Origin of the sequence: Nocardia arizonensis (genome assembly GCF_001310275.1) — a bacterium.
GTDB classification, from domain to species: Bacteria; Actinomycetota; Actinomycetes; order Mycobacteriales; family Mycobacteriaceae; genus Nocardia; species Nocardia arizonensis.
The window spans coordinates 109,675-134,973 of the sequence record NZ_LGYZ01000027.1; the positions used below are offsets into that span (position 1 = coordinate 109,675).

Annotated in this window: 24 protein-coding genes; 12 read left to right on the forward strand and 12 right to left on the reverse strand. The window is 68.2% G+C overall.

The genetic code is table 11. The features are described 5' to 3' along the window. Positions 1–87: 87 nt before the first annotated feature. From APZ21_RS04510 to APZ21_RS04520, 3 genes are all read right to left on the reverse strand, one after another. Positions 88–684, reverse strand: a complete 597-nt coding sequence (locus tag APZ21_RS04510; protein ID WP_054811925.1) for a TetR/AcrR family transcriptional regulator — start codon at positions 682–684, stop codon at positions 88–90. 92 nt (positions 685–776) lie between these two features. Further along, positions 777–1,751, reverse strand: a complete 975-nt coding sequence (locus APZ21_RS04515; protein ID WP_054812037.1) for a beta-ketoacyl-ACP synthase 3 — start codon at positions 1,749–1,751, stop codon at positions 777–779. Between the two features lie 213 nt (positions 1,752–1,964). Then, positions 1,965–2,969, reverse strand: coding sequence for an NAD(P)H-dependent flavin oxidoreductase (locus APZ21_RS04520; protein ID WP_063125067.1), 1,005 nt, complete (start codon positions 2,967–2,969; stop codon positions 1,965–1,967). Between the two features lie 120 nt (positions 2,970–3,089). On the opposite strand from APZ21_RS04520, the gene APZ21_RS04525 reads away from it, so the two are divergent. Beyond that, on the forward strand, positions 3,090–4,112 hold the full coding sequence (locus tag APZ21_RS04525; RefSeq protein ID WP_054812038.1) for an AraC family transcriptional regulator: 1,023 nt from the start codon (positions 3,090–3,092) through the stop codon (positions 4,110–4,112). Positions 4,113–4,262: 150 nt separating this feature from the next. Then, the gene (locus APZ21_RS04530; RefSeq protein WP_054812039.1) at positions 4,263–5,027 is read left to right on the forward strand and encodes a potassium channel family protein; all 765 of its coding nucleotides are present in this window, start codon (positions 4,263–4,265) and stop codon (positions 5,025–5,027) included. A 67-nt stretch (positions 5,028–5,094) separates the two neighbouring features. On the opposite strand, the gene APZ21_RS04535 is transcribed toward APZ21_RS04530, so the two are convergent. Both APZ21_RS04535 and APZ21_RS04540 read right to left on the reverse strand, forming a co-directional pair. Continuing rightward, positions 5,095–5,739, reverse strand: a complete 645-nt coding sequence (locus APZ21_RS04535; RefSeq protein WP_054811926.1) for a DUF305 domain-containing protein — start codon at positions 5,737–5,739, stop codon at positions 5,095–5,097. Between the two features lie 78 nt (positions 5,740–5,817). After that, positions 5,818–6,237: a hypothetical protein gene (locus APZ21_RS04540; RefSeq protein WP_054811927.1), complete on the reverse strand. Its 420-nt coding sequence runs from the start codon at positions 6,235–6,237 to the stop codon at positions 5,818–5,820. A 164-nt stretch (positions 6,238–6,401) separates the two neighbouring features. Here APZ21_RS04540 and APZ21_RS04545 point away from each other — a divergent pair, with 164 nt between their 5' ends. Then, complete coding sequence (locus APZ21_RS04545) at positions 6,402–6,911, forward strand: universal stress protein (RefSeq protein WP_054811928.1); 510 nt, start codon at positions 6,402–6,404, stop codon at positions 6,909–6,911. A 2-nt stretch (positions 6,912–6,913) separates the two neighbouring features. Here the strand turns inward: APZ21_RS04545 and APZ21_RS04550 are convergent, their stop codons facing one another. The 3 genes from APZ21_RS04550 to APZ21_RS04560 all read right to left on the reverse strand — a co-directional run bounded on the left by APZ21_RS04550 (position 6,914) and on the right by APZ21_RS04560 (position 10,801). Next, entirely contained in the window at positions 6,914–8,314 is a 1,401-nt protein-coding gene (locus tag APZ21_RS04550) for an amidohydrolase family protein (protein WP_054812040.1), read from the reverse strand. Further along, positions 8,311–9,552, reverse strand: coding sequence for a CoA transferase (locus APZ21_RS04555; RefSeq protein ID WP_054811929.1), 1,242 nt, complete (start codon positions 9,550–9,552; stop codon positions 8,311–8,313). The genes APZ21_RS04550 and APZ21_RS04555 overlap by 4 nt, the downstream gene beginning before the upstream one ends. A gap of 319 nt (positions 9,553–9,871) precedes the next feature. Next, positions 9,872–10,801 carry a LysR family transcriptional regulator gene (locus tag APZ21_RS04560; protein ID WP_054811930.1) on the reverse strand — a complete coding sequence of 310 codons (930 nt, stop codon included), beginning with the start codon at positions 10,799–10,801 and terminating at the stop codon, positions 9,872–9,874. Positions 10,802–10,872: 71 nt separating this feature from the next. Here APZ21_RS04560 and dapA point away from each other — a divergent pair, with 71 nt between their 5' ends. The 6 genes from dapA (at position 10,873) to APZ21_RS04590 (ending at position 16,828) form a co-directional block, all read left to right on the forward strand. Beyond that, positions 10,873–11,763: a 4-hydroxy-tetrahydrodipicolinate synthase gene (dapA, locus tag APZ21_RS04565; protein ID WP_054812041.1), complete on the forward strand. Its 891-nt coding sequence runs from the start codon at positions 10,873–10,875 to the stop codon at positions 11,761–11,763. Between the two features lie 24 nt (positions 11,764–11,787). After that, positions 11,788–12,489, forward strand: coding sequence for a TetR/AcrR family transcriptional regulator (locus APZ21_RS04570; RefSeq protein ID WP_054811931.1), 702 nt, complete (start codon positions 11,788–11,790; stop codon positions 12,487–12,489). A 70-nt stretch (positions 12,490–12,559) separates the two neighbouring features. Then, positions 12,560–13,741: an acyl-CoA dehydrogenase family protein gene (locus APZ21_RS04575; RefSeq protein WP_054811932.1), complete on the forward strand. Its 1,182-nt coding sequence runs from the start codon at positions 12,560–12,562 to the stop codon at positions 13,739–13,741. A 101-nt stretch (positions 13,742–13,842) separates the two neighbouring features. After that, a complete protein-coding gene (locus APZ21_RS04580; RefSeq protein WP_054811933.1) occupies positions 13,843–14,823 on the forward strand; it encodes an NAD(P)H-dependent flavin oxidoreductase in 981 nt (326 codons plus the stop codon). A 278-nt stretch (positions 14,824–15,101) separates the two neighbouring features. Beyond that, positions 15,102–15,836, forward strand: coding sequence for an IPT/TIG domain-containing protein (locus tag APZ21_RS04585; RefSeq protein ID WP_054811934.1), 735 nt, complete (start codon positions 15,102–15,104; stop codon positions 15,834–15,836). A gap of 77 nt (positions 15,837–15,913) precedes the next feature. Next, positions 15,914–16,828 carry a hypothetical protein gene (locus APZ21_RS04590; RefSeq protein ID WP_063125066.1) on the forward strand — a complete coding sequence of 305 codons (915 nt, stop codon included), beginning with the start codon at positions 15,914–15,916 and terminating at the stop codon, positions 16,826–16,828. 34 nt (positions 16,829–16,862) lie between these two features. Here the strand turns inward: APZ21_RS04590 and APZ21_RS04595 are convergent, their stop codons facing one another. Together APZ21_RS04595 and APZ21_RS04600 are read right to left on the reverse strand one after the other, a co-directional pair. After that, entirely contained in the window at positions 16,863–18,047 is a 1,185-nt protein-coding gene (locus tag APZ21_RS04595) for a TerD family protein (RefSeq protein WP_054811936.1), read from the reverse strand. A gap of 89 nt (positions 18,048–18,136) precedes the next feature. Continuing rightward, complete coding sequence (locus tag APZ21_RS04600) at positions 18,137–18,520, reverse strand: CBS domain-containing protein (protein WP_054811937.1); 384 nt, start codon at positions 18,518–18,520, stop codon at positions 18,137–18,139. A 365-nt stretch (positions 18,521–18,885) separates the two neighbouring features. Here APZ21_RS04600 and APZ21_RS04605 point away from each other — a divergent pair, with 365 nt between their 5' ends. Both APZ21_RS04605 and APZ21_RS04610 read left to right on the forward strand, forming a co-directional pair. After that, positions 18,886–20,325, forward strand: a complete 1,440-nt coding sequence (locus APZ21_RS04605; RefSeq protein ID WP_054811938.1) for a CYTH and CHAD domain-containing protein — start codon at positions 18,886–18,888, stop codon at positions 20,323–20,325. A 276-nt stretch (positions 20,326–20,601) separates the two neighbouring features. Then, the gene (locus tag APZ21_RS04610) at positions 20,602–21,855 is read left to right on the forward strand and encodes a TMEM143 family protein (protein ID WP_054811939.1); all 1,254 of its coding nucleotides are present in this window, start codon (positions 20,602–20,604) and stop codon (positions 21,853–21,855) included. 62 nt (positions 21,856–21,917) lie between these two features. On the opposite strand, the gene APZ21_RS32715 is transcribed toward APZ21_RS04610, so the two are convergent. After that, entirely contained in the window at positions 21,918–22,100 is a 183-nt protein-coding gene (locus APZ21_RS32715; protein ID WP_082392838.1) for a hypothetical protein, read from the reverse strand. A gap of 387 nt (positions 22,101–22,487) precedes the next feature. Between APZ21_RS32715 and APZ21_RS04620 the strand changes: the two genes are divergently transcribed. Next, positions 22,488–22,919, forward strand: a complete 432-nt coding sequence (locus tag APZ21_RS04620) for a DoxX family protein (RefSeq protein ID WP_054811941.1) — start codon at positions 22,488–22,490, stop codon at positions 22,917–22,919. 275 nt (positions 22,920–23,194) lie between these two features. Here the strand turns inward: APZ21_RS04620 and APZ21_RS04625 are convergent, their stop codons facing one another. Next, positions 23,195–25,219 carry a hypothetical protein gene (locus tag APZ21_RS04625; protein ID WP_054811942.1) on the reverse strand — a complete coding sequence of 675 codons (2,025 nt, stop codon included), beginning with the start codon at positions 25,217–25,219 and terminating at the stop codon, positions 23,195–23,197. Positions 25,220–25,299 lie beyond the last annotated feature (80 nt).

Sequence of the window (25,299 nt, forward strand, 5' to 3'; positions counted from 1 at the left end):
CTACGGCTCGCGGTGGCGATGATGTAAGCATCTGCTTACAAAATCACGGTAAGCGGGAATGCCGAACCAGTCAACAGGCGAAATGTGTTATCCGGGTGGGAAGTTGACGTCGACCTTCTCCAGCAGCACGCGAGCGCTGCTCAGCACAAGACCGGCAACCGTCGCCGGATCGGCATGTGCCAGGGGATCGCGGCGGTGCACCGAGCGCGCCAGAGCGATCCCGAGCAGCCATGCCAGCAGCAGGTCGGCGCGCAGGTCGCCGTCGGGTGCGTCGGTGAGCGCGGACAGCGCGCGCACGTACTCGTCGCCCAGTTCGCGCTGGATCAGCAGCGCCCCGTCCTCGTGGTTGGCCGAACGCAATGCGGTGACCAGCCAATTGCCTTGGGTGGCAACGGCGGTCGGGTCGAGTACGGAGGCGAGGAGCCGGGCGAGCAGCGTGTCCTCGGCGCCGTCGGCGAGTACCTGCCAACCCCGGTCGGTGAGCGCGGCGCGGAACAGATCGTCCTTCGTGCCGAAGTAGCGGAACAACAGTGCCTGGTTGACGCCGGCCTTCGCCGCGATGGCGCGAACGGTGGTGCCCTCGTATCCGCGTTCGGAGAACAGGGTTCGGGCCGCGGTGAGCAGTGCCGCTCTGGTAGCGGTCGCATCTTTACGCCGACCGGGTGCTGTACTCTCGCCCGACATCGATCCTCCATTTCGCGGTATTCGGAAATGGAGCCTATGTGCCCGATCACAAACCGACCAACCATCCGGGCGCGGAAACGCCGGCCGGTCGCTCAACTCGTCTGTGGGAGATCGAAGACCTGTCCCGCGTACGACAATCCGGCGCCGAAGGAAACCTGCAATGCGAGTTGTCCGGGTTTGGCGCGGCCGGAGGAGACGAGATCGTCGATGGCGAGCGGCAGGGCGGCCGCGGATGTATTTCCGACCCGCCGGATGTCGTCGGCGATCACCACGGATTCGTCGTGCCAGCCCAATTTCCGCGCTACACCGTCGATGATTCGCAAATTGGCCTGATGCGGTATGAAGACTTCGATATCGCCGAGCGTCACACCGCCCGCGGCGGCGATTTCGGTGACGATTCCGGGGACCGCGCCGGTAGCCCAACGGAATACCTCGGTGCCCTCCATCGTGAGATAGGGCGTCGCGGTGTTGGCGGGGTCGGCGCGTTGCTGTTCCCAGGTGGGCTGCTGGCGGATCAGATGCGATTGCTCGCCGAGGCTGCCCCATACGGTGCGCCGGATGTGCCCGGAGTCGGTGCGGGTGATCAGCGCCGCACCCGCACCGTCGCCGAAGATCGGAGCGACCGAGCGTTCCCCGAGATCGATGACATTGCTGAGTTTTTCGGCGCCGATCACCAGGATCGTGTCCGATTGGCCCGCATTGACCAGCGCCGCGGCCTGGCCGATCCCGTGCGCGTAGCCGGAGCAGCCCGCCGAGATGTCGAAGGCGGCGGGCTGTTCACATCCCAGGGCCGAGGCGATGACCGGCGCGGCGGCCGGGGTCTGATTGAGATGGGTCGACGTCGCCAGCATGACGACGTCGACCTGGCGCGGCGACATATCCGCGACCGTCAATGCCGCCCGCGCCGCCTCGGTCGCCATCGAAATCACCGTTTCACGACTGCTCGCGAATCTGCGTTCGGTAATTCCGGTGCGCGTGGTGATCCATTCTTCGTCCACGCCGAGTGCGGGCGCGAGTTCGGAATTCGGAACGATTCGTTCGGGACGATACGTTCCCACTGCCAACATTCCGGCCGACAATGCCGTCACATCTCCACTCGTGTGCGTCGCGATTACTGTCGATTGCGTGAGCCAATCTAGCGATCCGGCTCGAATATCTGAACCAGATCACATAGCTATAACTCCTGAATGATAGCGAATTGTGATGAAGGTCACCGCTTTTCCGTTCGGCGTGATGTGGACCGGCGACCGGTGGCGACTATCGCTCGGTTCCGAGCGCGGCTATCCCAGTGGCGCGGTGGTGATCCGGCGCCCCGAGCGCCCGTCCCACACCTGTGCGCCGAGGGCGGCCTCGTACTCGCCGCGCATCCGCGCCACGACATCGGCCACGAACGCGACCTCCTTGATCGCGCCGACGCCCTGACCCGAACCCCAGATATCACGCCACGCCTTCGCCGCGGTGTTGCCGCCGGAACCGAAGTTCATCGTGGAGGGATCGGAGACGGGCAGCGCGTCCGGGTCCAAGCCCGCCGCGGTGATACTGCCGCGCAGGTAGTTGCCGTGCACGCCGGTGAACAGATTGGAGTAGACGATATCGGCTGCGTTGCTGTCGACGAGCATCTGCTTGTACTCCGCGGCCGCGTTCGCCTCGTGGGTCGCCATGAACGCCGACCCGACATATGCCAGATCCGCGCCCGCGACCTGGGCGGCCAGAATCGACGCGCCGTGCGACAGCGCACCCGACAGCAGCAGCGGACCGTCGAACCATTCGCGGATCTCCCGGATGAGCGCGAACGGGGAGATGGTGCCCGCGTGTCCGCCCGCACCCGCCGCGACCGCGATGAGTCCGTCGGCGCCCTTGTCGATCGCCTTGTGCGCGTACTCGTCGCTGACCACATCGTGCAGCACGATGCCGCCGTAGGAATGCACCGCCTCGTTGACCTCGGGCCGCGCGCCGAGGGAGGTGATCACGATCGGAACCCGGTAGTCCACGCACGCCTGGAGATCGGCCTCGAGCCGGTCGTTCGACTTGTGCACGATCTGGTTGACCGCGAACGGCGCGGCGGGGGCGTGTGGATTCGCGGCGGTGTGGTCGGCGAGTTCCTCGGTGAGCTGGGCGAGCCAATCCTGTACGGCCGTGGCGGGTCGGGCATTGAGCGCCGGGAAGGATCCGATGACGCCCGCCCGGCACTGCGCGGCGACGAGTTCGGGACCGGAGACGATGAACAGCGGTGAGGCGACCACCGGGATCGCGAGCGGAACACGCAGTGCGGGCGGCAGGGTCATGGGCGAATCCTTCGTTCATGGCGGCGCGGTACGGGACGGTCGTGTCGGAGTGTGCCGGTTGGCCGATCGTCGTTGTTGTCCGAACGCGACCAATATTTATCCGTGCGCGACAATATCGGGGTGAGTCATATTCGGTCCGCCTGTCTGCGCGGCTTCAGGACGGTCGTCGCCGAACTCGGCGGCGACGCGGACGATTTGGCGCTGTCGGTCGGCCTGGCGCCGGAATCCCTCGACACCGACGACGACCTGCTGCCGGGTCTGGCCGCGGCCGCCCTGCTCGAGGTCGCCTCGGAGCGACTGCGCTGCCCGAATCTCGGATTGCGCATCGCGGCGCGGCAATCGGTGTCGGTGCTCGGCACGCTCGCGGTGGCGATCACGAATTCGCCGACCATGGGTGACGCGCTCGAGTGCCTGTCGCGCTACCTGTTCGTGCACGGGCGGTTCCTCACCCTGAGTTTCGGCGACGATCCGCAGCACCGGCCGGGAGTGATCGGTCTCTACTACGGACCGGCCACCGAAGCGGGCCCGGTCCAGGCCGTCGATCTCGGCATCGGTTTCATCCACCGCGTCATCACCTATCTCGACAACGGCCCCTACGGACTGCGCGGTATGCACTTGCCCTACGAATCACCGGTGTCGGCGCGCGACTACGCCGCCTTCTTCGGCGCGCCCGTGCGCACTCGCCAGCCTCGGCGCGCCGCGGTGCTGCGGCTGCCCGCCGAACTGCCCGATCGCGAACTCGCGGGCGTCGACGACACGATCCGCCAGCTCGCCATCGCCTTCCTCGCCGAGCAGTCCGCGAATCGCGGTGGCGATATCGTCTCCCGCACCCGCACCGCCATCCGCGAATCTCTCGGCACGGGAACCGTCGAGCTGGTTGGCATCTCGCGCTTGCTCATGATGCATCCGCGATCACTGCAACGGCACCTGAACGAGGCGGGGGTCACCTTCGGTCAACTCCTCGACGACACCCGGCGCGAATCCGCCCTGCGATTGCTGCTCGGTACCGACCTGCCGCTCGGTCATATCGCGGGAATCGTCGGATTCGTGGAGCAGCCCTCTTTCTCGCGCGCGGCCCGCCGCTGGTGGGGGATCGCACCGAGCGAGGTCCGGCGCACGCGCCGGATACGCTCCGCCCGCTGAGACTCGCCCGGTTCGCGTCCCCGCGTGGGCCGCTGTCGATTTGCTGTGGGACCGGCGGTTGCCGGATCCGGTGCGCGCGCACGGTTGACGTTCGGTAGCGTCAGCGACCGACCCGCGGTGCCGCCGCGGCCGAACGACACAGGTAGTCCGATGTCCGAAACCCAATCCGAATCGAGCCGCAGACAGTCCTGGGAACGGGTGACCGGTATCCCGCTCATGGTGCTGGCCGTCATCTTTCTCGGCGTCTACGCCTTACAGGTGCTCGACACCGGTGCCTCGCCGCAGCTGGAGTCCTGGCTCACGCGGGTCGACGTGGTGATCTGGGTGGCGTTCGCCCTGGATTTCGCGGTGCGGCTGGCACTGGCGGACAACCGTTGGCGATTCCTGCGCACCCACCCGGTCGACCTGCTGATCGTCGTGCTGCCGCCGTTCCGCCCGCTGCGGTTGCTGCGCGCGGCCATGCTCGTGATCGGCACGCTGAACCGGAACACGGCCACTCGCGCCCGTCTGGCGGTCTTCGTCGGCGTCAGTTCGGTGCTGGTGCTGCTGCTGTGCAGCCTCGCGTTCTTCGACGTCGAATACGGCGCGCCCGACAGCAAGATCCACAATTTCGGTGACGCGTTGTGGTGGTCGATGGTCTCGGTCACCACGGTCGGCTACGGCGACGTGTATCCGGTGACCACCGAGGGCAGGCTCATCTCGCTCGTCCTCATGACCTTCGGCATCGGCCTGATCAGTTTCGCGATCGGCACCACCACGAGCTGGGTCATGGACCAGCTGCGGTCGGTCGAGGCGAATGTCGAGACCGCCGATCGGGAGATCGGCGAACTGGTCACCGAGATCAGGTCTCTGCGTGCCGAAGTCGCCGAATTGCGCGCCATCGCGCACGGGCCGCTCGACGTGACGGCGCGGTGAGGCGCATTCCGAATCTCCGTCGGGCGGTTGCCCTGCCCGAGCCGGAACAGGGCAACCGTCGGGCCGATCAGCCCTGGAGCAGGGCTTGCATTCGGGTGATCTCGGCCTGCTGGGCGTCGATGATCCGCTGGGCCAATGCCTTGGCGTCGGGGTCGGCGCCCGCGGCGAGTTCGGTGCGGGCCATCTCGACCGCGCCTCGGTGGTGCGCGATCATCGAGGTCAGCCACAGGCGGTCGAAGTCCGCACCGGAGGCGGCTCGCATCTGCGTCATCTGTTCGTCGGTCATCATCCCGGGCATGGCCCCGGACGACATCGGCATGGAAGGTCCGCCGTGGTTCATGCCGCCGTGGTCGCCTGGGACGGTGGTGGCCGACGCCGGCGTCCCCCATGCCCGGAGCCAGCCGGTCATGGTGGCGATCTCGGGATCCTGGGCGGCCTGGATCTGTGCCGCCAGTTCCAGCACCCGCGGATCGGTGGAACGCGACGGGACCATGGCCGCCATGGCGACCGCCTGCTCGTGGTGCGGGATCATCTCCCGGGCGAAGGTGACATCGGCGTCGTTGTGGACCGCGGCCGCCGCGCCGCCGGGTGTCGCCGACGCGGCCGAGGTGGACGCGGCGGCGCCGTCGGAATCGTTGTCGCCGCAGCCGGATACGAGGGCGACCGCGGCGAGTGCGGCCATCGCGGCCGGAACGAAGGTTGTGCGAGACATGAATGCTCCTGAAGTCTGACGTGGAAAGCAGGACCGAACCGCGCCGCGACCCGGGGCACCGGGTCCGGCGGGCGTCCATCACTGCCGCAACACACACAGAACAGCCAGGCGGCGAGCCGTCGGAAGCGGCGGAGCGCGCGCGAACCCGCTCCGTCGCAGGTTCGTTCCCGCGTCGGGATCCGCCGTCGGCGGCGGTCCGGCCACCGCGAACAGCACCAGGCCGATTCCCGCGATCGCGGCCAGGATCGCCAGGCACAGATGCAGCAGATCGTGACCGCCCATGTGCCCGCCGGTTGGTGCGCGGTGGTCGGGGGCACCCGCGGTCACCATCGGTCCGGGCGCACAGCAGCCCTCTTGCGTCCCCGCCGCTACGGTTCGATGGGCGGGCGCCGGGGACTCGGGCGCCGACGACGGGGTGTGATGCATGCCGAGCACGGCCACCGCCAAGGCGACCAGCAACAGTGGACGCCAGAGCGACCTCGCGCAGCCGGACAGCACGACTGCGACCCTAGCAGCCGCGCCGAGTTCCGCCGCGAGGTCGACCGTGCGAGCGCCCGCCGATGTGCGGGCTCGTTCACGCGGACCGGGTATATCGTCGGTGATGGGCGGTTAGCGGGGGATTCGACACGGCGCGAACGGTCGAGGTCGGTAGGAGGCAGGCGATGGGTGACGGCATTGGTTCCGCCTCGGGGCTGCGGCGGGTGGACGGTCCCGCCGGTCCCGTGAGGGCCGTCTGTCATCTGGTCGTCGGTGTGGACCGGCATCCCTCGGGGCACGCGGTTCTCGCTCACGCCATCGACCTGGCCGACCGCCTGCACGCCTACCTGCACGTCGTGCACGTCATCGACCTCGAGGACGCCCCCATCGACCCCGACGACCACGACTGGGACCGGCGACTCGCCGACGCCGCCGACTCCCGACGCGAGTCCGCCTGCGCGGCACTGGCCGACTCTCCGGGCAACTGGACCTACTACTCGGGCCCGGGCGATCCGGTGCGAGTTCTGAAGGATTTGGCGCACGCGAACGACGCGCTCATGATCGTCATCGGCGCGTCCCGCGGCGGAGCCTCGGCGCTCATGCGGCGACTGGTCGGCGAATCGGTGTCGACCACGCTGACCCATCACCCGGATCGCCCCGTCCTGCTCGTCCCGGTGACCGGCCGAGACAGCTGACCTCATGCCGGAAACGGTATTCCGTCGATGATCGTGTAGCGCACGTGATCGGCGGAAGGTCGTCGTAGCGCCAGCGCCGAGGGCGTGTGGAGGACGACGAGATCGGCCGGTACTCCGGGGCGGACGATGCGGGGTGCGCCTCCGGGGGCGTGCGCGGGTGCCAGGTAGGCGTCGAGCGCCTGGCGCGGGGTCAGGGATTCGGCCGGGTTGAGGGCCGTGCCCTCCGGGGTGATCCGGGTGGCGGCGGCGGCGATGACGGCCCACGGGTCGAGGGGACCGTAGGGCGCGTCGCTGGAAAGTGCGAGGGGGATGCGGGCGTCGAGGAGTGAGCGACACCGGTAGAGATCAGGCAGGTCGTCGGGGGCGATGTCACGGAGGTAGTCGTCGCCGCGGTCGGCGAGGAAACCCGGTTGGGTCACGACGGACAGTCGGTGGCGGCGAATGTCGTCGTCGACGTCGGGTGGGATGAGTGCGCCGTGCTCGACGCGGTCGCCGGGCCGGGCGCCGGTGACGTCGAGAGCGGCGAGGAACAGCAGCAGTGCCGCACGGGTGACGCAGTGCACGGCTACCGCCCGGTTTCGCTGGTGAGCGTGCTGGATTCGCTGTACCAGGTGGTCGAGATCGGGGAGGGCCGAATCGGCGATGACGATCTTGTAGGGACCGACGGTGACCCGGTCGGAGTCCGGGGCGGCGCTGTCCAACGGGACGCCGAGCAGGTGCAGACGCTGGGGGATGATGCCGTCGTCCGCCGCGGCGACGAGTGCCGATCGTGACCGCGGGGAAAGGTCAGGGGTGGCATCGGTGACGCCGGTGATGCCGTAGCGGGTGAGTGTGCGTCCGAGGGCGCGCAGGTCGGGGGGAGCGGTGCGGGGGAGTCGGGTGCGCAGCCAGGTGTCGGCGCGCCAGATGCGGCCGGTGGGGTTTCCCCCGGCGTCGCGTTCGAGTCCGGAGTGGGTGGCCTCGGACAGCGCCGCGGCGGCGAGGGCGGCGGAGTTCAGCATCCACAGTGCGCCGCTGCGATGTTGGATGCGGACCGGGCGGCCGGCGTGCAGCGCGTCCAGAGCGGTGGCGTCGAGGTCGCCCGCGACGGTCTCGATATATCCGACGCCGCGCACCCAGCCGGATTCGTCGGCCGGCGCGGTCGCGAGAGCCGCGGCGAGGGCCGCTCGGTCCCGGACCGCAGGCGGCCCGCAACGAACCGAAGCCGCGTCGGCCGCCGAGGCGTGCAGATGCAGGTGGTGATCATGGAGACCGGGAACGACCGCACCACCGTGCGCCGCGAGCACCTCCGCACCCGCCGTCGGCAGGCCGGGACCGACCTGCTCGACCAGACCGTCGCGCAGTCGGATATCGATGCCGGGTCGCCCGTTCACTTCCGCGTCGCGGATCAGCAGGACGGTCACGGCGCCGGTATGCCGAGCGAGGCGAGGACGCGCGCGGTGTCCGCGCCCGCGGGTGCGGCGGTGCCGCCCGGTGTCCGGGCGGTGGGTTCGGCGATCGGGACCGATCCGGTGGCGCAATCGACGATCCAGGTATCGCCGTCACGGCGCGGCACCGCGACCGGTGCGTCGCCGAGCGTCGCCGCCACCACGTCGGACATGGAGACGTCCAAGAGCACGCCGCCCACGGACGGAGGTGTCGACATGGCCAGGGCGGCCGCGGTGAGGCCGGCGAGCGGGTCGGCGATGGCATCGCCCACGAAGACCGGCGCACCGCGCACGCCCGCGGCGACGAGTCCCGCGCCCGCGGCGATGTCGTCGCCGAATCCGACGCGATCGGACTTCCGGCCCGCCGCCGTGATCGACACCCAGGTCGCACCGCGCGCGACCGTCGCGTGCGCGTCGAGTCCGAAACCGGCCAGCGCCCTGGGCCGCGACGCCTCGATGACGATATCGGCGGCCTCGACCAGACGGCCGAGCGCTCGCCTGCCACCGGGTTCCGACGGATCGAGCACCACGGATTCGTGCCCGTGATGCAGCAGATCGTAGAACTCGGGATTGCCGCGCCGGGCGCCGTCCGGGCGATTCGGGGTCTCCACCTTGACGATTCGCGCCCCGGCGCGCCCGAGCAGATGCGCGCAGAGCGGTCCCGCCCACAGGGCGCTGAAGTCGACGACCAAGAATCCTTCGACCGAACGCGGCGCGATGGGGTTCACAGGGTTCGAGCACGGCCCGTCATCGACGGGTCTCGCCGCGATACCGAGCAGTTCGGCTCGTTCGGCGAGTTCGGCACCGCTGTGCGCGCCGAGCCACCCGGCGATCGGAGGCCACGGATCATCGGACTCGATATCTTGGCCGATCAAAGCCCCCAGCAACAGCGGATCATCGGGCCGAACACACGACACCGCGGCCCACCCGTCCGCGGTGGGCAGCAGGCGGCATCCCCCACCGACGGAAACGGTTCCGCGCCGTCCGTGCTTCGTCAGCGCCGCGCGTTCGGCCAGCAACCGCGCCCCATCGATCTCGATCGATCCTGCGGCGGCCGACACCCACCTCGCCAATTCGCGCGCTCGGGTCGCGGCGACACCGGGAGGAACCACCGGCGGACCGTCCGCGTAGCCGGTCACCGCGACCACGCCGCTCTCGGCCCAATCCCGGACGGTGTCCGGTGAGCCCGCATCCCGCGGTGTCCGATCGCGCATTTCCCGATGTTAATGCGCGGCGATGGACCGGACCCCGCCGACGTCGCGCGGGCAGGCCCTCGGCCGCGGGCGTCACGGTCCACTCCCGCCGGTGCGAGCAGTCCCGAGCCGGCCGGGGCCTACCGCTCTGTCCGGCCGGGTGGGCGGCCTGCGGCGTCGTGCCGCTCGAGGCATACGCGTGTTCACCGCGCGGATGTCAGCTCGTGGTCGGTGAACGCAGCGGGACGGCGATACTCTCGTCAGCGCGGCCACCGACAAAGCGCGCCACCCGAGGCGCCGAGCCGGTAGGTGCCGTTGTGCTCGTCGTCCTGCCCGGCGCTCACGAGACGCGCGGTGGGATCGGTGGGCGTCGAGGCGAGGGGTCGGTATCGAAACGGCCTGCGGCGCGGCGCAGTTCGATGCGCACGATGGCGAAGGTCGGCCGGGTTCGACTGCCGCGCCGGTAGGCGATCCTGGTGCGTCGACCGATGGGCAGCGGGGTGAGGATCACCCCGTCCGGGACTTCGGCCACCGCGAGTTGCGGAATCAGGGCGACGCCGGCGCCCGCGGCGACCAGTTGCAGGACCGTGGGGAAATCGTCGACGCGGTGCGCGACCCGCGGTTCGAATCCCTGGGCCTGGCAACTGCGCACGGTCATGGTGTGGCACAGGGTGCCGGGATTGCCGACGATCCAACGACTTTCGGCGTGAGCGCGAATGGCCTCGCCCGGCTCCCGTGCCTCGGGGGCCGCCAGGTAGACGATCTCGTCCAGCAGCGGTTCGAGTTCGATGCCCGACCCGAGCGCGGTGGGGACGTTGTCGTACTCGTGCACCAGCGCCATATCCAGCTCGCCACCGCGCAGCAGGTCCGCGACGTCGGCGGGGTCGACCTCGGTGACCGTGACCTCGACCGGATGTCCGGCCGCGCCGATCGCGCGCATCGCGGGCAACACGATCGTCGCCAGCGCGGTGGGGAAGGCTCCCAGCCGGACCGAGCCGGTCGGTTCGGGATCGGTCGCGGCGAGTGCGGCTTCGGCGCGTTCCAGGTCGGCGAGGACCGTCTCGGTGTGCTCGACGAGCAACGCGCCTGCGGGGGTCAGCGCGACGCGGCGACCGGTGCGCGTCAGCAATGGACGGCCCGCCTCCCGTTCGAGGGCGGTCAGTTGCTGGGACACCGCCGAGGGGGTGTAGGAGAGCGCTTCGGCGACCGCCGCGATGGTTCCCCGGTGGGCCAGTTCCCGCAGCAGTCGAAGTTTGCGGAGGTCGAGCATCGGTCCAGCTTACGAATAACGTCAGGAATGGTAACTGGATCTCGGTAATGTGGCCGATGACACTGGGGCGCATGACCTTCCAGCCGTACGGAATTCTCGTCCCCCTCGTCACCCCTTTCGCCGCCGACGGCGACCTCGCGGCCGCCGATCTGACCCGCCTCGCCCACGAGGTGATCGACGCGGGCGCGGCCGGAATCGTCGCACTCGGCACCACCGCCGAGGCGTCCACGCTGACCGCCGACGAACGTCGTGACGTGGTGCGGATCTGCGCCGCGGTGTGTCGCGAACGCGATGTGCCGCTGATCGTCGGGGCGGGCGGCAACGACACGGCGGGCACGGTGCGTACCGTGACCGAACTCGCCGAGCGCGACGATATCGCCGCCGTGCTCACCGTGGTCCCGTACTACGTCCGCCCGACCGAGGCGGGTGTCGTTGCGCACTTCGAGTATGTCGCCGATCGCAGTCCGCTGCCGCTGATCCTCTACAACGTGCCCTATCGCACCGGCCGAACGCTGGGATGGGAGGCGATCGCGCGACTCTCGCGGCATCCTCGCGTGGTCGGCATCAAGCAGGCCGTCGGCGCGGTCGACACCGATACCGCGCTGTTGTTCGCCGAGGCGGAACCGTCGTTCGCGATTCTCGCCGGTGAGGACACGCTCGTGAGTCCACTGTTGGCGATGGGCGCGCCCGGCGCGATTCTCGCCACCGCCAATGTCTATCCGCGAGAGTTCGTCGAACTCCATCGGTTGTGGCGCGGCGGATCACGGGAGGCCGCCCGATCGCTGGGGAACCGGCTCGTCGGCCCCGCCCGCGCGCTCATGGCCGAACCGAATCCGACCGTCATCAAGGCGGCATTGCACGCGCTGGGACGGATATCCACGCCGCGTGTGCGCCTGCCGCTGCTCCCGGCCGCGGTCCCGTCGATCCTTCTCGATCCGCCGCGCGTGACGACAACGCGCTGATTCGGAGTACTACTCTGTCGCGGTATGGGCGTTCGGGAACGAGTTCTGGCGGCGGCACTGGACTGCTTCGCCGAAGACGGCTACGAGCGGACCACGATCGCGCGCATTCGTGAACGCAGCGAGGTGTCCAATGGCGCGCTGTTCCATCACTTCCCCACCAAGGAGGCGATCGCGGGCGCGCTCTACGTGGACTCGATCGCCTCGGTCCAGCAGGGATACCTGCGCGTGCTCGCGCAGCGCCCGACCACGCTCGGCGAGGCTGTCGCGGGGGTGATCCGACAGCAGCTGTCGTGGGTGGAGGCGAATCCGGTTCGGGCGCGATTCGTGTACTCGCGGGGCAGACTCGACTGGGCCACCGAATCCGGCGACCGGTTACGGGCGATGAACGCCGAGGTCGGCGCCGCCTATCGAGCATGGTTGACGCCGTTCGTCGAGCGCGGCGCGGCGCGTGATCTGCCCATGCCGGTGCTGGTGGCGGTGGTCACCGGCCCGGCGCATGCCATCGCGCAGCAGTGGTTGGCCGGCCAGCTGCCCGGATCGGCGCTGGCCTTCCTCGACGATCTCGCGGCCGCCGCCGTGGCGGGCATCTCCGGCGAGCCGTCGCCGCCCTCGCGGCGGACGCCGCGACCGGTCGCCGGTCGCATTCGCGTCGAACTGCTCGATGCGGGCGGGGCGGTGATCGGCGAAGCGGAGGCGACCACGCCGTTGGACGACATCCGGCGGTAACCTACCGAGCATTGCTCCGGAGTGTTACTCTGCTCGCCGAGGTAGTTCGCCGAGTCACGCAGGAGTGCCAATGTCCCTCGCCCCGCCCGCGGAATCCCTATTCGACCTGTCGGCAGCACACCGCGCGATCCGGGACGAGGCGTCCCGCGTCGCGGCCGAATTCGCCCCCCGCGCGCACGAGATCCGTCGCCACCTCATCGAGCACAGCGAGATGCATCCACAGCTGTGGCGGGTGTTCCGTGAGAACGGTTGGTGCGCATACACTCCCGGCTCCACCGAGGACGGCGGACTGCTCGCCGCCGCGGTTGTGCTCGCGGCATTCGCCGAGCAGGGCATCGTGCTGTGGATGCCGGTCCTGTCGACCGCCATCGCGCACGCCATCGCGGTCGTGGGGCCGGATTCCGCCCGTGCGACCTGGCTGCCGCTGGTCGCTGCCGGGAAGATCCACCTCGGCATGGCGGCCACCGAACCCGATTCCGGTCACAACCTCTTCGCCGCACGCACCGAAATCCGTCGTGTGGAGGGCGGTTTCGTGGTTCGCGGGCTCAAGCGGGTGACCTCCGGCTTGGACGTGGTCGAACGGGTGCTCGTGTTCGGCAGGGCATTCGAGGGCGACCGGGCCAACGGATACACGACGCTGCTCGTCGACCCGCGCGCTCCCGGTGTCACGGTGACCGAGATTCCCATGCGGTTCCGGGAAGGGGTGCGGCAGTTCCAACTCGAACTCGATGATGTCGCTGTCCCCGAGGACGCGCTCGTCGGCCGCGAGGGCGGCGGCCTGTTCGCCCTGTGGCCGTTCACCGATGTCGAGCGCGTCCTCACCGCCGCGCTCTGTGTCGGGTCCGCCGACTACGCCGTGCGAAGTGCCGTCGTCCGTGCCAAGGAGCGCGTCGTCGCGGGCGGTGTGCCGATCGGCGTCCACCAAGCCGTCTCGCACCCGCTGGCCCGACTCACCGCCCGACTCGCCGCGACCCGATTGCTGGTCCATCGCGCCGCGGCCCGACTGGACGCGGGCGCCGCCGACACCGACGTGGCCGCCGACGCCAACGCCGCCAAGGTGCTCGCCGCCGACCTCGCCTTCGACGCCGCCGATCACGCCGTGCAGGTCTTCGGCGCGGACGCCTGGGACGAGCGAAACGGTTGGCTCGACCACTATCTCGACGCCCGATTGTCGCGCTCGGGCCCGGTCAGCAACGAGTTCGCGCTCAACTATCTCGCCGAACACGCCCTCGGCCTGTCCGCGCACCGGTAACCGACGCACCGGGCGGGGCAGACGAGCCGGTCCGCGCCGATCGGCCAGGGCGCGGTTGCGCGCGGTGTGATGCGGGCCGAACGTTCTGGTGTCATGGAGACATGTCAACGAGCGAGCAGGGTGGGAATGGGGCGCCGATCACCGCGTGGTCCCGGGAATGGGGTCTGCGACTACCTGTGGTGAACGCGCCGATGGGCGGTGTGGCGGGCGGGCGGCTCGCCGCCGCGGTCACCGCGGCGGGCGGACTCGGCATGATCGGTATGGGCAGCGCTGGGTCGGCGGCGGCGCTGCGCCGCGAACTCCGTTACGTCGCGGCGGGATCGGGACCGTTCGGTATCGGCATGGTCGAGGTGATGGCGCGCGAGCCGGAACTTCTCGAGGTCGCCATCGCCGCGTCGCCGACTCTCGTCGCCGTCGGCTTCGGCAGCGACTTCGCCTGGGTGGCCCGGGTCCACGACGCCGGAATCCGCGCGGTCACCCAGATCTACTCCGCCGACGAGGCGCGCCGAGCCGAAGGGGCGGGCATCGACCTCGTGGTGGCGCGCGGCACCGAGGGCGGCGGTCACGGCGTCGCGGGTCTGTCGACGCTGCCGCTGCTCGAGGCGGTCCTGGACGCGGTGTCGATACCGGTTCTCGCCGCGGGCGGAATCGGCGCCCCGTCGGGGCTGGCCGCGGTTCTCGCGGCCGGTGCGAGCGGCGCCTGGCTGGGAACCTGCCTGGCCGCGTGCGCCGAATCCCTGCTGCCCGATTCCGCCCGAGCGGCCATGATCGCCGCCGACGGCACCGAAACGGTCCTCACCACGGCATTCGACGTGGCGATGGGCCTGCCGTGGCCGACCCGATTCCCCTCCCGGGTCCTGCGCAACGACTTCACGGCCCGCTGGGTGGGCAACGAGGAGGGTCTGCGCGACGACCCGACCGCACGACAAGAGTTGGCCGCCGCGGCCGCGGCGAACGATTTCCGCACCGCGCCGATCGATGCCGGACAGGGCGTCGGTCGGCTCACCGCCGTATCGCCGGCCGGTGAGGTCGTCACCGAATTGTGCCGCGGCGCCGCGGAACTCCTCGCACGCCGACGCTGACTGCCTCCCCGCGCGGCCGGGCGAACGTCCGGCGTGGCCCGCTGCCTACCGCGCGTGCGTGAAACCGTCACTGCGGCAACGGCCGACGCTGTTGACGTACCTGGAAAAACCGGACGCCCGGCTCCCCGTGACGCGAATCCGAAAACGGACATAACCGGATCGAGGATGCATTGCACCGGCCGTCGTTCGCGGCCGTTAATGGAAGTACCGGGGCCGCTCGAACGCTCTACCGCCCCGGTTCGGGGAACCCATCGTCATCCTATTCAGGAGGCATCGCCTTGCCCACCATCACCTCACTGGCGCCGACATCGGGTCCGGCCACCGGCGGCACGAGTGTCACCATCACGGGTACCGGTTTCACCGGCTTCACGACGGTTCGCTTCGGCGCCACCGCAACCACTTTCACCCTCGACTCGGCGACGCAGATCACCGCAATCGCACCGGGCGGCGAGGTCGGCGACGTTCAGGTGACCGTCACGACCGAGGAGGGGGTCAGCGATGGTGTCGCCTACACCTACCTCGCGGTTCCTGCACTCGAGAGCGCCACACCGAACCAAGGCCCGACCGTGGGTGGAACTTCCGTCGTGCTCACGGGTTCGGGCCTGAGCGATGTCACCGCGGTCCAGTTCGGGACGACGGCGGCGACCTCGTTCATTGTCGACTCCGATACCCAGATCACCGCCGTGGCGCCTGCCGGAACGGGTATCGTTACTATCACCGTCACCGCACCGGGCGGAGTCAGCAACGCGGTTCCGTATGTGTACGTGGTGGTCCCGAATGTCACCGCCGTCGCCCCGGCCTCCGGGCCCGAGGCGGGTGGCACGACCGTCACGATCACAGGCACCGACTTCACCGGTCCGCTCACCGTGCGATTCGGCGACACCGCGACATCGTTCGTGATCGATTCGGCTACCCAGATCACGGCCATCGCACCGCCGGGGACGGGGACTGTGCAGGTGAGTGTCACGGGTTCCGGCGGCGCGGGGACGAGCGCGGCCTACACCTACAGCTGAGATCGGATACTCCCGGGCCGGTGGCTTGCCGCCGGTCCGGACGGAACGGCAGTCGGCCGGGCGTAAAGGGGGATTCGGTGCCGACGGTATTGAAAGCTCTACTGGCCGAACGGAATCTGGATACGTACGGCAATTTCCTGGCTGCCTACGATCGGTGCGCGGGACAACTCGACCCGCCCGTGCCGCCCGGATACGGGCCGGCGAAAGCGCAGTACTACCAGTGGTTGTCGGGCCGAATGGTCGGTCTGCCGCGTGACTGTCACCGCCGGGTGCTGCGGCGGATGTTCCCGGGCTGGACGGTGGAGGGGCTGTTCCAGATGGTGGAGTCCGCACCGGCGGGCCACCCGGCGCCCGAACCGAATCCGCCGGTGGACGGGGAGCTCGAGACCTTTCTCGGCGGCGATATGGTCACCCGCGGCGTGACACTGGTGTACCCGTCGCAATCCGATATCCCCGTGGTTCCGGAGGGCGATATGCGCGGACTGCTGTACGTCTCCGCCCTGCTCCAACGGCACACCGGCATTCGAACCGAATTCTGCGCCGACCGCGAGGCCGCCGCCCGCGGCGACCGAGCGCACGTCGGATTCGGACTATACGGCGTTCAACGCTGTCTGCACGTTATCGAACACCCGCTGTTCGCGGTCCGGGCCAACGATCCGGCGGACGGTCTCGACCACTTGGAATTGCGCGACGGCACGCATTTCGATTCCGGCGGCCGACACCACATCGGCGCCATCACCCGGCTGCGGCCGAGTCCCTTCCTGCATCCGGATCGCTACTGGTTCCACTGCGTTGGACTCGGTCCGCGGGGTGCGGCGGGCGCCGGCTGGTACTTCGCCCACCACTGGCGTCATCTGCACCGGCGCGCGGGCGATCGCGAATTCGTCGCGGTCATCGCGATTCGCGCCTATTCCGATCAGACCGCCGGACTACGCAGACTCGTGGTCGGTCACACTCGAACCCGCCCGATACCGCAGAACGCCACGCGATAGCCACCTGTCCCGGGTCGGCATATGCGGCAGCCCGTCACTGCACCGTCGACAGCACGAATCGCTTTCCGGGATCGACCATCTTGCGCACGGTCGCACCCTTCGAATATTCGCCCAGCGCCGTCATATTCCAGCCGTGGTGCCCGCGGGCGAGCATGCACATGAACACACCGGTGGTCGACTCGCCCTTGGACAGTTCGAACCGGACGAGTTCCTCGCCCGTGTGGTCGTCCACCAAGCGGCAGTGCGCGCGGCCGACCTGGTCGAATTTGTGCCCGGCGAACGAATTCACGGTGAAGACGAGCGCGTAGACCTCCGGCGGGAGCGCGGTGAGGTCGACGGTGATCACCTCGTCGTCGCCCTCGCCGTGCCCGGTGAGGTTGTCGCCGGAGTGGCGGATGACGCCGTCGAATGCCTCCCGTTTCATGAACCAGACATTGACCAGTTTCTTGCCCTGGCCGTCGTAGGCGATGACCGAGGCGTCGAGGTCGACATTGCGGCCGTGATCGGCCGGATCCCACCCGAGCCCCATGCGGACCCGAGTCAGCGGCGGGGCGCCCTGCTTGGTGAGCGAGACGGTCTCGTTCTTGCGCAGCGAGACCCGGCCCTTGTCCAGACTGATCGTCGGCTGTCCGAAGCGCGGCGGGGCGGCCTGCTCCTTCGGACCGAATTCGGCGGCGGCGGGCTGGGACACCACCGGCGCGGGCGGAGTCGGTGGCGCCGTGTCGGGTTCGTCGTCGACGGTGATCCCGAAATCGGTCGCGATGCCCGCCAATCCGTTGGCGTACCCCTGGCCGACCGCGCGGATCTTCCATGCGCCCTGGCGCCGATACAGTTCGCAGGCGATGAGCGCGGTCTCCGTGCCGAGTCCGGTCGGGGCGAAGGTGGCGAGGACGGCGCCGGTCGCGCCGTCGGTCGCCGTGATGCGCAGCGGACCGGCCTGCCCCCAGTCGGCCGGACCCGATCCGTCGAGGCTCGCGGTGACCACGATCTTGTCGATATCGGCGGGCACCGCCTCCGGGACGATGCCGATGGCGTCCGGCGGCCGCACTTCCACACCGGGCGCGACGGGTTGGTTGTAGAAGACGAAGTCGCTGTCGGAACGAACCTTCCCGGCGACGGTCAGCAGCAGCGCGGCGATATCGACGGGTGTCGCCGCGGCCACCGCCACCCGGACCTCGCGTGCCGTGATCGGTGCGTTCGCACCCTTGACCAACTCCATGACTGCCCTCTCTCCGATTCGTCCACCACCATAGACAGCGGTATCCGAATCGACAGCCCGGCCGCCCGAGAACGCTCGGCGAACTGGTCTCAGAAGTCCAGGGAGACCGCCTCGACCGTCCCGCCGGTTTGCTCGTTGTCGAGTTCGACGGCGATATCGGCTTGGGCGATCATCCCGACGAGTCGCTGATCCTCGAGGACCAGGACGCGGCGGATCTGGTGTTGGGCCATGACGGAGACGACCTTGCGGGCGTCGTCGCCGACATCGACGGTGACCGGTGTGCCCTCGGCCAGTTCGCCCGCCCGTACCTCGCCCGGATCCTTGTGCGCGGCAACGACCTTCACGACGATATCGCGATCGGCCGAATCACCGGTGGTGCGGGAGTGGAGGCCGCCTCGGCGACGTTCAGCGCAGCAATCGGAGGACGACAGCGAGCGCGATGGTGACGCGGTCAGGTGCGGTTTCACGGTCATGACTGGTGTTCTCCCCGTGATGACGGCCGACCCACCTCGCGGCAGCTACACGATTGCTGTCGAGTGGTGACGGCCGGGATTGCGGCGCGGCGCCCGCGCGGGGGCTGGTGCTTCAACCTCCCACACGACGATGCCGCCGTTTCGGTTCGATGCCGTGATGTCGCTCGATCGGCGATCGGCGGCGCCTACTCAATAGTTGTAGCACTTGACAGTAGTACTGGACAGAAATCCGAGTCAGGTTAACCAGTATGTTGCTCGAAATTGTGAAGGACGCTCTTGATGTGGCTTGTGGGGCGCAGATCGAATTCTGGGACGATATTCGCGGTCGGCTGTTTGACCGGTGACGCCCGGGATACGTTGTATCGATGGAGGACCTACTGGAACGGGAGAGCAAATGGGAGGTCGATTCGGCTTTCCACCTCCCGACACTCGAGGACGCAGTCCCGAACGGTCGCGTCGAGAGGCGAACGGTCGAATTGACGACCACGTATTACGACACCGTCGACCTGGATCTGCTCGCGCAGAACGTGACATTGCGCCGTCGCGAAGGCGCCGACGAGTCCGGCTGGCAGCTGAAGATCCCGCAGAGCCGGGGCCGCTTGGAGTTGAGCGCACCGCTGACGGAGAAACTGCCCGCTGAGCTCGCCGAGTTGGTCGCGGGCATCGCACTCGGCAAGGAACTGGACGCGCGGGCGGTCATCCGCACCGTGCGGGAGCGCCATCTCGTCCTCGACGCGGACGGCGAACGCGTCGTCGAGGTGGACGACGACAGGGTACAGGCCCGTCGCGTCGACGCCTCGGTCTTCACCGTGGTGTGGCGCGAGGTGGAAGTCGAACTCGGTCGGGCGAGCGAATCCCTGCCCGAGCCGTTGGCCGCGGCATTCGTCGCGGCCGGCGCGCGCCGCTCGGCCTACCCGTCCAAGCTCTCACGCGTGCTGTCCCCGCCTTCGCGCCGGTCGGGCGGCGATTCATCGGCCGAGCAGGCTGTCTACGACTACATCCGCGCGCAAATCGATCAGATCTTCACCGGTGATATCGAACTGCGCCGCGGCCTCGACCCCATTCACGACACACGTGTCGCCTCCCGCCGTCTCCGCAGCACACTGCGCGTCTTCGGCGCATTGTTCGACGCCGCGGTCATCGAGGAGGTCGAACGGGAACTGAAGTGGTACGCGTGCGTGCTCGGTGAGGTCCGCGACTGCGAGGTGCAGCGCCGACGGCTCGCGGACAAGATCGCCGACCTTCCGCCGGAACTGGTTCTCGGACCCGTCGCCGGACGTATCGAGGCCGAATTGCTCGGCAGACAGGTCCGGCGCAGGACGGAACTCGCCGAGGCGATGAACACGGCCCGCTACTCGCATTTGCTGACAATTCTGCGCGACTGGATTTCCGCGCCGCCGTTCGCGCGCCCGATCGGCGGTCACGACCTGGTCGACAGCGCGACCCGTGCGGCGAAGAAGGCGGACAAGCGTCTCGCGACAGCCCTTCGCACGAAAAGCGCGGAATCCCTGCACCGCGCCCGCAAGGCGGCGAAACGCGCCCGATACGCCGCCGAACTGCACGGACCGGCGCGCAAACGCCGTCGCGCCCGAGCGAACGTCGCCTACTACAAGAAGGTGCAGAACGTGCTGGGCGATTACAACGACGGCATGGTGTCGGCGGAATTCCTCTGGCGCATGGCGACTGTCGCGGGCACCGAGCCGCGGGAGAACGGTTTCACCTACGGTCTGCTCTACGCCAACGAACATCACGAGGCCCAGGCGGCCCGCGAGCGAATCGCCGACGTCGTCGCCCACCGGAAGTGATATCGGCCCCGACCATCGCAGCTTGCGCAACTCGGCTGCCGGTACTTCCAACCCCTCCACCGCGACCGGCCCCGGTCCGGTGAACGAACCGGCCTCGTTCCGGCAATAGCCCGGCGGTTCGGCGGCGAAATTCGGGCCGACTACGGACCCAGTCGCGGACCGGCGACACTGTCCGGGAGGATATTTCGCGATCCCGACCGGAACCCGACTCCGGCGAAACGAACGCTGCCTCTAGGGTGAGGGCCGACGGGTGTGCCCGCCGAGAGGAGTTGCCTGATGGACGCCGAACACTTTCTGCCGTTCCGCAAGAACGCGGTCACAGCGCTGTGCGCGGCCGAGTTGCCGGAGGGGGAGCGCGCGGCGTTCCTGGAGTTCGCGCGGCTGCTGGCGGCCTTGGTGCACCACGGATTCCATGCTCGCGGCGACGCCGTGCTCGACGCGTACCACCTCGTAGACCCCGCTGAGGACGTGCGCACGATCGGCACCCCCACCGCCGAGGGGCGGGCGGCGGCGCGCGCGATCGTGGAGCGTGAATTGATCGAACTCGCCGAGGCCGCCGACTTCACCCGCATCGAGGCCGCCGAGATCGAACGCGCCTTCGCCGAACACTCCCTGGTGAAGGTGCGCCTCGAGGTCGACGACGACGATATCGAGACCGTCATGTTCTTCCGGCGCGGGGTCACCCGGCGTACCGAGAAGGTGAAGTGGCTCTATGGTCTCCGGCGGCGCACCATCGAATTCACCAGCTATTCCAAGGTTCTGGTGTACATCGCCTTCGCCGAGCGGGCGCGGGGCGACGCCGAGCGGCCCGGTGGCGGGGTATTGCTGAAGCTGTTCCAGAATGTGCCGAAGAACGATCTCGAGATGCTGTACCCGAACGTCCGGGTGCGGATGCGACCGCTGGACAAGCTGATGATCGGGGTGCCCGCGGTGATCTCCGGGCTCATCGTGCTCGTCACGAAGCTGATTGCCTCGCTGGGCCTGATGGTGCTCCTGCTGGCCTTCTGGATCGGATTGCGCGAGGAATCGGTGCGCCTGGACCAGACGGCGCTGGTGACGCTCGGCGCGGGAATGGCGGCACTCGGCGGCTACCTGGTACGGCAGTTCTCGAAATTCAAGAACCGCAAGATCGAACTGATGAAGACGCTCTCGGAACACCTCTACTTCCGCAACCTCGACAACGACGCGGGTGTGTTCCTCCAGCTACTGGGAGCCGCCGAGGAATCCGAGGTCAAGGAGACGATCCTGGCCTACTACTTTCTGCACACCGCGCGAGGGCCACTGACGGCCGCGGCGCTCGATCGGCGGGTGGAGGAGTGCTTCCGGCGTCGATGGGCGACGACCTTCGATTTCGAGGTCGGCGGCGGAGTGCGCACACTGCGTGATCTGGATCTGCTGATAGCGGACGAGCACGGCGGGTTGGATGTCGTGCCGCCCGATGTGGCGAAGCAGCGGCTGACCGCGCGCTGGGACGACGTGTTCACCGTCGGCCCGACCGCGGAGACGGTTCCGGTCGTCGGCCGCCGTTGAGGCGACCGCCCCGGCCGACCGTACCGTCACCGCGGACGGACCCGGCGCTCGATCGCCCCGTGTCAGAGGCAGATGCTGAAGCTGATCGCCCCGACCGGGATGTTCACGCATACCGCGACCGAGCCGATGGTGGAAGCGGTGGGCGCGGAGGTAGCGGGAGCGGCCGACGCGCTGGGCGCGGCGACGGCGCCGATGGCGAGAACGATAGCGGAGGCGGCGAGTGCTCGGGTGGTACGTGTACGCATGGTGAACTTCCTCGGGTGAGAAGTGTGGCACCCCACGGTGCCAGTGTTGAGTCGTCTGACATCATGCGCTGATGCCCAGTGTGAGGCAAGGGGCCGTGCAGCCGGGCGCACCGTCGGTGCACCGCAGCGCCGGGCGAAAATGCCTGGTCGGCAATGGGCTTGGTTTTCGGCGCGGTTCCCATATGCGCCACCGTCGCCGCGCCTATCCGCTGTGCCCGTCGTTTACGGCCGGAACTGGCCACCCGAACTGTCGTCGTCGGAGGCCCGACGTGCGCTGAAGGTGCGGCGGAACAATTCTCGCCGCGACCGATGAATCCTCGCGAGTGCCGCCGTCCTATCAGGTGAACGCGCTACCGAACAGCGCAACCGACCCTGAAGGAACGAACAATGACCACCATCGCCGCCGCGACCATCGCCACCGTCCACCCCGGCAAAATCCGCAACCGCGTCCTGTGGGGACTCCAGATCTTCCTCGCCCTCTTCTTCATCATCGCCTCGGGCCTGCCGAAAGTGCTCGACATGGTTCCTGAGGAGAATTTGGCGGCGATGCGTGAGGCCGGTCTCGGCTCGATCTGGTTCATGTACTTCGTGGGCATCTGCGAGATCGCGGGCGGCATCGGCCTGGTCGTGCGGCGCCTGAGCGGACTTGCCGCGGTCGGCCTGTCCATCCTCACCCTGCTGGCCGCGGCCACCAACCTCTTCCTGACGGACATGCCGTCCTACGCACCCTTCCCGCTTGTGCTGTCCGGGATCTTCGCCTGGATCGCCTACGAGCGCCGCGACTCGATCGTCGCCCTGCGCTCGCTGGTCACCCGGTGACCACGCAATAGGCACGGAGAAGACCGGCGGGCCGGAGCCCGCCGGTCGTTTCCGGCGTTACCCGGCAAGGCGTTCAGGTCGGTCCGCCCTTGCCGGCAACACCTTCGCTCGCCCTATTCGATGGCACGCAACCATTTGCGACTTGTTGTCCTGTACGACAACCGGACCGGCGATGACTCTGTAACGGACATTGTTCAGCGGTATCGTGCATCCAGGCACCCGATGCGCGCTCGGCCGCGCTGACAGCAGTACGTGCGGTTCGGGAAGCTCTGCCGCTAACCAACGGACTTGTCGAACCATCTCGTCGAATCGACGAAATGCTTGCCGAAGATCCCTGACAACGTCCTCTTCGCGACGATCCTGAGTCCGCTCAGCAACTTCGGAACCATCTGTAGTACTTCGTGGTATGTGTTGAATCCGAACAGGACGGTGAACCCGATCGCGAACGCCCAACCGGTGGCCGCCACGGAGCAGACCCCGATATCTGCTTCGGTGGCCATTCCGAGCCTGCTGTCGAATGCGTACGAACTGCCAACGGCGACAGCCAAGGACAGAATCAGCAACGCCGCCATGACAGCGCAGATCCGATCGAACCGTCGTACCGAGATGACGACCACGGCCCCTGCCAGCAGGCCGATCGTTACCCAGAGCGCTACCGAATCGAGCCTCGCCGCCGGTGCGGCGAGGATGATCCCCACACCGACGGCGCAGCCGGCCAGCGCCATATTCCACGGCGCGAGAAGCGACGCGGTGCGCCGCCTCGCTGATCCGTCCGCGTACAGCCGCCGGAACGCCGGGAGATGCGAACCGGGCGGCTCTTCGGCGACTGGATCATCGGTTCCGATGGGCGGCAACCTATTCCATCGGAAGGATCCGAACAGACGTACGAGGTGCGGCTTCTCCACGATCGCCCAGTTGAGCCTGGGCCGATCGTCTGTGCCGGGCAGTTCCACCAGATAGCTGACCGACTCCAACGCCCAGGTCATGGTCACGAACAGCAGACCGAAGAAGAACGTGAAGACGAGTATGCCGGTCACAACCTGCGCGGGCCGGATATCGGTGGCCACGAAGAAGAGACCGAGTGCCGTACGGACCGGGTATCCGATGCCGACCCATACGAGTACGAATGCCCCCACCCCACGCTGCGATCTCGGCACCACCAACTCGCGACCCTCGGTTCGGTCGGCGCTGGTTCGCGCATACCATGCCCGCTCATACGATCGGGCCACCTCGTACACGATCGCCGATACCGCCACACCGAGAAGGGCCCACACGAGGTTCCATCCAAGTCCGAGCGGGGCAATGGCGACGAGGAAGGCGGCATAGATTCGCAGGACCAACACGGCCGCCGAAATCTTCATTTCCGCCGGCGTCATCTGCGGACGGTTTCTCGCCTGCTTCTCCGGAGCCTTGCCATCCTCACTCACACCGCGAATGTCGTTGAGCTGGTAACGCGCGGAATACAGCAGGAACTCCAGCGTCAGCCACATGACCCAGAATCGGAGATCGAGAGGGAACACATGCCAGGCGAGCAGACTGCCTATCCCGACACCGGCGGGAAAAAACAGTGCCTTGGACAGATCGGCGGGACGCGGCACCAGAAGGTAGAGAATGAATTTACGCGACGAGTGATTCACACCTTTCGAGTTCGGCAGCAGTGAATCGGAGCGGTCCTCGTGATAATTCTCCAGCGCTGTTGCGAAAAATGCTCGGCCACGCCTGTTCAGGCCCACCCACGTCGAGACGACGAGCCAGGTCGTGATCGCGTAGAACGGTATGGCGACCAGCCGCGACACCCAGTGCACGGTGTTGGAGATCAGCGCCGCGGTGATGCCGAGGAAGACAACGAGAATGATGCTCGCGAGCAGGCCGAGGATGGTCCGGTAGGGGGTGACCCGCGTGAACTTGCTATAGGTCACGTTCAGTTCCATGAACGATGGGAACCGCAGGCCCGTATGCGCGCCACGCACATCCACCAGGTCCTGGATCCGGCGCTCCAGCAATCGCCCGTAGAAGGCCCTCGCCACGGCCGCCGGCGCGACGGTCAACAGATGGACGAACAAGCACAGCGGAATGAGCGGCGCACCGATCAGGACGAAGTCGGGCAGATGCTTACCGGAACCATCCAGGACCTTGTAAAGGAGACCGGCCAGCAGAACGAGCATGGCGATCGCGATGCTGAAGGTGGTGAAATATATTGCGGTCTGGTTCCGTTCGTCTCCCCGCATCAGGTCGTAGTCACGCAGCAGGATATCCAGCCTCTGCTTCTGCTCGTCCGCGGCAGACTTCTGATCACCCACGCCCGACCACTCCGTACTTGCCCGAGATCAGCTCGCGCAGCGCCCCTCCGGCCGACGCCGACGGCCACCAACCCGACTTC

Bases quoted from the DNA above. Each gene is read 5' to 3' on its own strand.
- APZ21_RS04510 (WP_054811925.1), bottom strand. From the start codon at position 684: ATGTCGGGCGAGAGTACAGCACCCGGTCGGCGTAAAGATGCGACCGCT.
- APZ21_RS04515 (WP_054812037.1), bottom strand. From the start codon at position 1,751: ATGTTGGCAGTGGGAACGTATCGTCCCGAACGAATCGTTCCGAATTCC.
- APZ21_RS04520 (WP_063125067.1), bottom strand. From the start codon at position 2,969: ATGACCCTGCCGCCCGCACTGCGTGTTCCGCTCGCGATCCCGGTGGTC.
- APZ21_RS04530 (WP_054812039.1), top strand. From the start codon at position 4,263: ATGTCCGAAACCCAATCCGAATCGAGCCGCAGACAGTCCTGGGAACGG.
- APZ21_RS04535 (WP_054811926.1), bottom strand. From the start codon at position 5,739: ATGTCTCGCACAACCTTCGTTCCGGCCGCGATGGCCGCACTCGCCGCG.
- APZ21_RS04545 (WP_054811928.1), top strand. From the start codon at position 6,402: ATGGGTGACGGCATTGGTTCCGCCTCGGGGCTGCGGCGGGTGGACGGT.
- APZ21_RS04555 (WP_054811929.1), bottom strand. From the start codon at position 9,552: ATGCGCGATCGGACACCGCGGGATGCGGGCTCACCGGACACCGTCCGG.
- APZ21_RS04560 (WP_054811930.1), bottom strand. From the start codon at position 10,801: ATGCTCGACCTCCGCAAACTTCGACTGCTGCGGGAACTGGCCCACCGG.
- dapA (WP_054812041.1), top strand. From the start codon at position 10,873: ATGACCTTCCAGCCGTACGGAATTCTCGTCCCCCTCGTCACCCCTTTC.
- APZ21_RS04570 (WP_054811931.1), top strand. From the start codon at position 11,788: ATGGGCGTTCGGGAACGAGTTCTGGCGGCGGCACTGGACTGCTTCGCC.
- APZ21_RS04575 (WP_054811932.1), top strand. From the start codon at position 12,560: ATGTCCCTCGCCCCGCCCGCGGAATCCCTATTCGACCTGTCGGCAGCA.
- APZ21_RS04580 (WP_054811933.1), top strand. From the start codon at position 13,843: ATGTCAACGAGCGAGCAGGGTGGGAATGGGGCGCCGATCACCGCGTGG.
- APZ21_RS04595 (WP_054811936.1), bottom strand. From the start codon at position 18,047: ATGGAGTTGGTCAAGGGTGCGAACGCACCGATCACGGCACGCGAGGTC.
- APZ21_RS04600 (WP_054811937.1), bottom strand. From the start codon at position 18,520: ATGACCGTGAAACCGCACCTGACCGCGTCACCATCGCGCTCGCTGTCG.
- APZ21_RS04605 (WP_054811938.1), top strand. From the start codon at position 18,886: ATGGAGGACCTACTGGAACGGGAGAGCAAATGGGAGGTCGATTCGGCT.
- APZ21_RS04610 (WP_054811939.1), top strand. From the start codon at position 20,602: ATGGACGCCGAACACTTTCTGCCGTTCCGCAAGAACGCGGTCACAGCG.
- APZ21_RS32715 (WP_082392838.1), bottom strand. From the start codon at position 22,100: ATGCGTACACGTACCACCCGAGCACTCGCCGCCTCCGCTATCGTTCTC.
- APZ21_RS04620 (WP_054811941.1), top strand. From the start codon at position 22,488: ATGACCACCATCGCCGCCGCGACCATCGCCACCGTCCACCCCGGCAAA.